The organism is Nocardioides rubriscoriae, assembly GCF_008087085.1.
GTDB classification, from domain to species: domain Bacteria; phylum Actinomycetota; class Actinomycetes; order Propionibacteriales; family Nocardioidaceae; genus Nocardioides; species Nocardioides rubriscoriae.
In genome coordinates this window covers 130,919-137,748 of record NZ_VIYJ01000012.1, presented here as the reverse complement: position 1 = coordinate 137,748, position 6,830 = coordinate 130,919, and the positions used below count along the sequence as shown (strand labels likewise).

Sequence of the window (6,830 nt, the reverse complement as noted above, 5' to 3'; positions counted from 1 at the left end):
AGTTACGGCGGCCATAGCGACAGGGAAACACCCGGTCCCATACCGAACCCGGAAGTTAAGCCTGCCAGCGCCGATGGTACTGCAATCGCGAGGTTGTGGGAGAGTAGGACGCCGCCGGACAAACATTGGGTAGAGGCCACCGAGAGGTGGCCTCTACTCTGTTTTCCACCCGTTCGATCTCGAACGGTCAAGCGAAGTGAAGAGGGAGATCCATCGTGGCCGACGAGCGTGGTTCGCGCACAGGTGCCGGCGGCGGACGCCCGCAGGGCAAGGGTTCTGCAGGTGCGCGCCGTGACAGCCGTCCCGGTGACAGCCGTGGGGGTCCCAAGGGGGGTCCGCGCAGCGCGGCCCGCGGCGGTGACGCACGCGGTGACTCCCGTGGTGGCCGCGGCGGCGACAACCGGGCCGGACGCAGCGACTGGAAGCGCACTCCCGGCGACGACAAGGAACGTACCGTCGACCAGGCGATCTACGACGGCCCGCCGCTGCCCGACGACGTCACGGGCGCCGAGCTCGACCGTGCGGTAGCGGCGCAGCTCAAGGGTCTGCCCGACAAGCTCGCTGCGCGTATCGCCCGGCACCTCGCCGCCGCCGGCATGATGGTCGACGACGACCCCGAGACGGCCTACAAGCATGCTCTCGCCGCGCGCGCGCGTGCCCCGCGTCTGGCGGTCGTGCGCGAGGCCGTCGGAGAGGCGGCCTACGCCGCGGGTCACTACGCCGAGGCGCTCGCAGAGCTGCGGGCCGCCAAGCGGATGAACGGCGCCACGGCCTACCTGCCGATCATGGCCGACTGCCACCGCGCGGTGGGCAACCCCGAGCAGGCGATCAAGCTCGCCAAGAGCCCGTCAGTGGCCAACTTCAGCCCGGAGGCGAAGGCAGAGATGACGCTGGTCGAGTCGGGCGCGCGGCGCGACCTCGGTCAACTCGACGCCGCCCTGCGCGTGCTCGAGCTGGCGCCCCTGACCAGCAACAGCCGCCAGGCCTGGGTCGTGCGTCTGCGCTACGCCTACGCCGACACTCTGGAGGCCGCAGGTCGCGACCAGGACGCGCTCGCGTGGTTTCACCGCACCCACGCCATCGACGCCGACGAGCTCACCGACGCCGCGGCCCGTGCCGACGAGCTCGAGCGGCGCATCGAGCAGGCCTGACCTGTCAGGCGGCTAAGGCCTCAGCCCGGCAGGACGCGAACGACGGCGCTGGAGCCCGCCGGCTCGGTGCCCGAGCGGAAGTGCTCGCGAAACGCGACCCGTACCCGTTGGATGGTTGCGACGGCCGGCTGGTCGCTGACGACCTGGAGCACGATGCCGTCCCCGGCACGCAGGTCCTGGCCCTCGGGGTCGACGAGCTGCGCACAGAACGGCTGGGGGTCCTGGGTGACGCCGATGCTGCCGCCACGACAGAGCAACGCGGTGACGCCGACGTCGCTACCCGTCGTGCGGATCGTGACCCTCGAGATCCGCAGCGTGCGCCGGAAGTCGGGCCCCGCGGTGAAGACGCCCACGTAGACCGGACGGCCGACCTTCGTGGACGCGTTGACGACGGTCTCGGACAGCGGGAGCGGTTCGGGCGTCGAGGAACGCCACCACGCCATCGCCGTGGCCATCACGAGCAGGACGGTGCCCACGACGAGCAGCAGGCGCGGACGGCGCTGGAGCTCCAGGACCCGCATGCTCGACATCGGGCCAACCTATCCCGCACCCGGGCGCGACCGTGTCGTGGGAGGATCCGGGCCATGACCGATCTCAAGAGGCCGGCCCTGGAGGGCACCGTCGCCGTGCGCGGCGACCGGCGCCTCAGCTTCGCCGAGTACGGCGCCCCGCGTGGTGACGCCCTGGTCTGGATGCACGGGACCCCGGGAGCGCGTCGGCAGATCCCGCTCGAGGCGCGGGCCTACGCCCTCGACCACGGGCTGCGGATCATCGGCATCGACCGGCCCGGGATCGGGTCGTCCACCGCCCATCTCTACCGCGACATCTACGACTGGACCGGCGACCTGGAGCTCCTGCTCGATGCGCTCGGTGTCGACACCGTGCACGTCGTGGGGCTCTCCGGCGGTGGGCCCTACGCCCTGGCGGCAGGAGCAGGGCTCCCGGGACGCGTGCTGGGGGTCGGGGTGCTCGGAGGCGTCGCTCCCACAGTGGGCCCCGACGCGGTCGGCGGTGGGATCATCCAGCTCGCCGTCGCCCTCGCGCCGCTGCTGACCGCCACGCGCGTCCCGCTCGGGATCGCCCTGACCAACGCGATCCGGTTGGTCCGTCCGCTGGCCGGCACCGGGCTGGACCTCTACGCCGCCGTCCAGCCGGCCGGGGACAAGAACCTCCTCGCGCGGCCCGAGTTCAAAGCGATGTTCCTCGACGACCTGCTCAACGGCGCCCGGTTCCAGACCCTCGCGCCGTTGAGCGACCTGGTGCTCTTCACGCGCGACTGGGGCTTCAGGGCCGCCGACGTCGTGGCGCCGGTGCGCTGGTGGCACGGCGACGCCGATCACATCGTGCCGTTCGCGCACGGCGCCCACCTGGTCTCGCGGCTCCCGGACGCCGAGATGAGCGTCATCGCGGGTGAGAGCCACCTCGGTGGTCTCGGTATCGCCGAGGAGGTGATCTCCACGGTGATGGCGTTGGGAGATCGACGCTCCTCTGGTGCTGCGGCGCCCCATGCGTCACAATGAGGGTCTAACTACACACGTGTCACACCTGGGGTTTGCGACGACCCGACATCTTGATCCGAGCCCGCTGGGGAAGGCGTAGCTCGCGCCGGAGATGAAGGAGATGTCGTGACCGTACGCACTGCTGACCGCACCGCCACAAGCAGCCGCGGCGTCCTTTTCGTGCACTCGGCGCCCTCGGCGCTGTGCCCGCACATCGAATGGGCCGTCGGTGGCGTCCTCGGTGTGCCCGCCAACCCGACCTGGTCCCCGCAGCCGGCCCAGGCCGGTACCTACCGCGCCGAGCTCTCCTGGACCGGCGCGGCCGGCTCCGCTGCCGCGATCACGTCCGCGCTACGCGGGTGGAACCACCTGCGTTTCGAGGTGACCGAGGAGCCGACCGCCTCGACCGAGGGCGCGCGCTACTCCTTCACCCCCGACCTCGGCGTCTTCCACGCCGTGATCGGCCTGCACGGCGACCTCATGATCCCCGAGGACCGCCTCAAGGCGGCCGTGGTCAAGACGGCCCTGGGCGACACGACCCTGGAGTCCGAGATCGACAAGCTGCTCGGCAAGCCGTGGGACGACGAGCTCGAGACCTTCCGCCACGCTGGCGAGGGTGCCCCCGTCCGCTGGTTGCACCAGGTCGTCTGACCGGCGCCCGCTCAGGCGTGGCGCAGCAGACGGAAGTACGTCGGGTGCCGGTTGACGGTGTAGTTGTCGCGGCCCTCGCTGTAGACCATCTGCATCTCGACCTTGTAGCGACCCGGACGCACGCTCGAGCCGCACAGCGGGATGCGGAGCCGGCCCTCCTCGCGGCCCAGGTTGTTGGGCGAGTTGGAGTCCCAGAACTGGCTGGCGATGCTGAAGCCCCGCGGTGTGCGGATACGCACGATGACGGTCCACTGGTCGCTCGGCGGGTTGAAGTTCCAGCGCAGGCGGTACTTGGCGCAGTTGCCCTTGCGCACCTGGTCGGGGACCTTGACGATGCCGATGCTGTTGCTGACGGGGATGCTCTGCGCGGGCGACGGTGGTGCGGTCAGCAGGCCGACGGCCAGGAGCAGCGGGACAGCGACAGCGAGCACGGTGCGGCGCAGCATGGAGGAGTCCTCCCGTAGAGAGTGTGACGAGCGTCAAACTATCAACGGATCGGACGCCTCCTGGTTACGTGACCACCGTCTCGCGGTGGTGCGCGCGGTCAGTCGCAGGGGGTGGTCAGAGGGGGATGTTGCCGTGGGCGCCGCGGCGTACGCCGTCGCGCTGCACGGCCTCGTCGATCGCCCGGGCGATCGACGAGCGGGTCAGCGAGGGTGGGACGATCTCGTCGACGACGCCGATCTCGACGGCGCGCTCGACCCCACCCGCCAGCCGCTCGTGCTCGGCGGCGAGCTCGGCCTCGACCTGGGGTCGGATGTCGGGCGACACCTCGGCCAGCCGGCGTCGGTGCAGGACCCGGACGGCGGCCACGGCGCCCATGACGGCCACCTCGGCACCGGGCCAGGCGAAGACCTTGGTCGCGCCCAGCGAGCGCGCGTTCATCGCGATGTAGGCGCCGCCGTAGGTCTTGCGGGTCACCAGGGTGATCCGGGGGACCACGCACTCGCCGAAGGCGTGCAGCAGCTTGGCGCCACGGCGTACGACGCCGTCCCACTCCTGGCCGACGCCGGGCAGGTAGCCGGGGACGTCGACGACCACGACCAGCGGCACGCCGAACGCGTCGCACATGCGCACGAACCGGGAGGCCTTCTCGGCCGAGAGGGAGTCCAGGCAGCCACCGAGCCGCAGCGGGTTGTTGGCGACCACACCGACGGTACGGCCGCCGAGGCGACCCAGTGTGGTCACGATGTTGGGGGCCCATCGGGCGTGGAGCTCCTGGGTCGTGCCCTCGTCGAGGAGCTGCGCGATCAGCGGGTGCACGTCGTAGGCCCGCTTCTTGGAGACCGGTAGGGCATCCTCGAGGTCGCGGTCGACGACGTCGTCGACGACCAGGCTGCCCTGGGAGCCGAGCAGCGAGGCGACCGTGCGGGCACGGTCGAGCGCCTCCTGCTCGGAGTCGGTGAGGATGTGGACGACGCCCGAACGACGCCCGTGGGGCTCGGGCCCGCCCAGGCGCAGCATGTCGACGGCCTCGCCGGTGACCGAGCGGACGACGTCGGGACCGGTGACGAAGATGCGGCCCTCGGGGCCGAGGATCACGCAGTCGGTCAGCGCCGGGCCGTACGCCGCCCCGCCGGCGGCCGGGCCGAGCACGACCGAGACCTGCGGGATCTTGCCCGAGGCCTGGGTCATCACCTGGAAGATCCGGCCCACCGCGTGCAGCGACAGCACGCCCTCGGCCAGGCGGGCACCGCCGGAGTGCCACAGCCCGATGATCGGGACCTGCTCGATCATCGCTCGGTGGTAGGCCTCGACGACCACGCGGCAGCCGACGTCGCCCATCGCGCCGCCCATGACGGTCGCGTCGGAGCAGAACGCGACGACGCGGGTGCCCTCGACGGTGCCGACGGCCGCAAGCATGCCGCTGTCGTCGTCGGCGGTGATCAGCTCGAGGGTGCCGGCGTCGAGGAGTGCCGCGAGCCGGGTCACCGGGTTGCGGGGGTCCTCCGAGCGCGGCAGCCTGGCGGGCTTCTGGGGTGCCTGGATCGTCATGGGTGGAGCTCCTAGCGAGCTAGATCGAGGCGAAGACGACGGCGACGTTGGCGCCGCCGAAGCCGAAGGAGTTGTTGAGGGCGGCGATGTCTCCCTGGGGGAGCTCGCGCGCCGTGGTGGCGATGTCGAGGTGCACCTCGGGGTCGAGGTCGTCGAGGTTGATCGTCGGCGGCGACACCCGGTGCCGGATCGCGAGCACCGTGGCCACGGCCTCGAGAGCGCCGGCGCCCCCGAGGAGGTGGCCGGTCATGGACTTGGTGCTGGTGACCACGACCTCCTCGACGTGTGCGCCCAGGGTGGCGTGCAGCATCAGGCCCTCGGCGATGTCGCCCTGCGGCGTCGAGGTCGCGTGGGCGTTGACGTGCTTGATCACCGACGGGTCGACCTCGGACTCGAGCAGGGCGCGCTTGATGGCCCGTGAGCCGCCGCGGCCGGCGGGGTCGGGCTGGGCGATGTCGTGGGAGTCGGCGGTGATGCCGGCGCCCAGGACCTCGGCGTAGATGCGGGCCCCGCGGGCCCGGGCGTGCTCCTCGGACTCAAGGACCAGCACTCCCGCACCCTCTCCGAGCACGAAGCCGTCACGACCGGTGTCCCACGGACGGCTGACCGTGGTCGGGTCGCCGGCGTTCTTGGACAGCGCCATCATGTTGGCGAAGGCGGCCATCGGCAACGGGTGGATGGCCGCCTCGCAGCCGCCGGCGATGACGACGTCGGCACGGCCCAGGCGGATCTGGTCGATCGCCAGTGCGATGGCCTCGTTGCCGGAGGCGCAGGCCGAGACCGGGGTGTTGACCGCGGCCCGCGCCCCGACGAGCAGGCTGATGTTGGCGGCCGGGCCGTTGGCCATCAGCATGGGGACCGCGAGCGGGGAGACCCGGCGCGGCCCCTTCTCCTTCATCGTGTCGTAGTTGGCCAGCAGGGTGGTGACCCCACCGATGCCGGTGGCCATCGCGACACCCACGCGGTCACCGTCGAGGTCGCCGGTCTCCTGGGCCGCGTCGAGGCCGGAGTCGTGCCAGGCCTCGATCGCGGCGACCATCGCGAACTGTGTGCTGCGGTCCATGCGGCGGGCCTTGACCCGCTCGAGGACCTCGCTCGGGTCGACCGCGACCGGCGCGCCGATCTTCACCGCCAGCTCCTCGGTCCAGTCCTGCTCGAGGTGACGGACCCCGGAGCGGCCGGCGAGCATGCCCTCCCACGTGCTGGGGACGTCGCCACCGAGCGGACTGGTGGTGCCGAGGCCGGTGACGACGACGCGCGTGCGAGCCATTACGCGGTGGCGCGCTCGATGAAGGCGACGGCGTCCCCGACGGTCTTGAGGTTCTTGACCTCGTCGTCGGGGATCGTCACGCCGAACTTCTCCTCGGCGGCGACGACCACCTCGACCATCGACAGCGAGTCGACGTCGAGGTCGTCGACGAAGGACTTGTCGAGCTGCACGTCGTCGGGCTCGATGCCCGCGACCTCGTTGACGATCTCGGCGAGGTCGGCGCGGATCTCTTCGGTCGTAGCCATGGTGGTTGTCTCCTGCGGG

8 protein-coding genes and 1 rRNA gene are annotated in these 6,830 nt (G+C 71.3%); 4 read left to right on the top strand and 5 right to left on the bottom strand.

Annotated features, from left to right (window positions below; all coding sequences use genetic code 11):
* Positions 1-3: 3 nt before the first annotated feature.
* A 5S ribosomal RNA gene (gene rrf / locus FZC61_RS20525) occupies positions 4-120 on the top strand.
* A 95-nt stretch (positions 121-215) separates the two neighbouring features.
* Positions 216-1,151: a tetratricopeptide repeat protein gene (locus FZC61_RS20520; protein WP_148616040.1), complete on the top strand. Its 936-nt coding sequence runs from the start codon at positions 216-218 to the stop codon at positions 1,149-1,151.
* A 20-nt stretch (positions 1,152-1,171) separates the two neighbouring features.
* On the opposite strand, the gene FZC61_RS20515 is transcribed toward FZC61_RS20520, so the two are convergent.
* Positions 1,172-1,681: a hypothetical protein gene (locus FZC61_RS20515; protein WP_148616039.1), complete on the bottom strand. Its 510-nt coding sequence runs from the start codon at positions 1,679-1,681 to the stop codon at positions 1,172-1,174.
* A gap of 54 nt (positions 1,682-1,735) precedes the next feature.
* Here FZC61_RS20515 and FZC61_RS20510 point away from each other — a divergent pair, with 54 nt between their 5' ends.
* Both FZC61_RS20510 and FZC61_RS20505 read left to right on the top strand, forming a co-directional pair.
* The gene (locus FZC61_RS20510) at positions 1,736-2,671 is read left to right on the top strand and encodes an alpha/beta fold hydrolase (protein ID WP_148616038.1); all 936 of its coding nucleotides are present in this window, start codon (positions 1,736-1,738) and stop codon (positions 2,669-2,671) included.
* A gap of 105 nt (positions 2,672-2,776) precedes the next feature.
* On the top strand, positions 2,777-3,301 hold the full coding sequence (locus tag FZC61_RS20505) for a DUF3145 domain-containing protein (RefSeq protein ID WP_148616037.1): 525 nt from the start codon (positions 2,777-2,779) through the stop codon (positions 3,299-3,301).
* Positions 3,302-3,312: 11 nt separating this feature from the next.
* On the opposite strand, the gene FZC61_RS20500 is transcribed toward FZC61_RS20505, so the two are convergent.
* From FZC61_RS20500 to FZC61_RS20485, 4 genes are all read right to left on the bottom strand, one after another.
* Positions 3,313-3,747, bottom strand: coding sequence for a hypothetical protein (locus FZC61_RS20500; RefSeq protein WP_148616036.1), 435 nt, complete (start codon positions 3,745-3,747; stop codon positions 3,313-3,315).
* Positions 3,748-3,862: 115 nt separating this feature from the next.
* The gene (locus FZC61_RS20495; RefSeq protein WP_148616035.1) at positions 3,863-5,296 is read right to left on the bottom strand and encodes a carboxyl transferase domain-containing protein; all 1,434 of its coding nucleotides are present in this window, start codon (positions 5,294-5,296) and stop codon (positions 3,863-3,865) included.
* A gap of 19 nt (positions 5,297-5,315) precedes the next feature.
* Complete coding sequence (locus tag FZC61_RS20490) at positions 5,316-6,566, bottom strand: beta-ketoacyl-[acyl-carrier-protein] synthase family protein (protein ID WP_148616034.1); 1,251 nt, start codon at positions 6,564-6,566, stop codon at positions 5,316-5,318.
* The gene (locus FZC61_RS20485) at positions 6,566-6,811 is read right to left on the bottom strand and encodes an acyl carrier protein (protein ID WP_148616033.1); all 246 of its coding nucleotides are present in this window, start codon (positions 6,809-6,811) and stop codon (positions 6,566-6,568) included. The genes FZC61_RS20490 and FZC61_RS20485 overlap by 1 nt, the downstream gene beginning before the upstream one ends.
* Between the last annotated feature and the right edge of the window lie 19 nt (positions 6,812-6,830).

Coding starts and splice junctions, on each gene's coding strand:
- FZC61_RS20515 (WP_148616039.1), bottom strand. CDS start 1,681: ATGTCGAGCATGCGGGTCCTGGAGCTCCAGCGCCGTCCGCGCCTGCTG.
- FZC61_RS20510 (WP_148616038.1), top strand. CDS start 1,736: ATGACCGATCTCAAGAGGCCGGCCCTGGAGGGCACCGTCGCCGTGCGC.
- FZC61_RS20500 (WP_148616036.1), bottom strand. CDS start 3,747: ATGCTGCGCCGCACCGTGCTCGCTGTCGCTGTCCCGCTGCTCCTGGCC.
- FZC61_RS20495 (WP_148616035.1), bottom strand. CDS start 5,296: ATGACGATCCAGGCACCCCAGAAGCCCGCCAGGCTGCCGCGCTCGGAG.
- FZC61_RS20490 (WP_148616034.1), bottom strand. CDS start 6,566: ATGGCTCGCACGCGCGTCGTCGTCACCGGCCTCGGCACCACCAGTCCG.
- FZC61_RS20485 (WP_148616033.1), bottom strand. CDS start 6,811: ATGGCTACGACCGAAGAGATCCGCGCCGACCTCGCCGAGATCGTCAAC.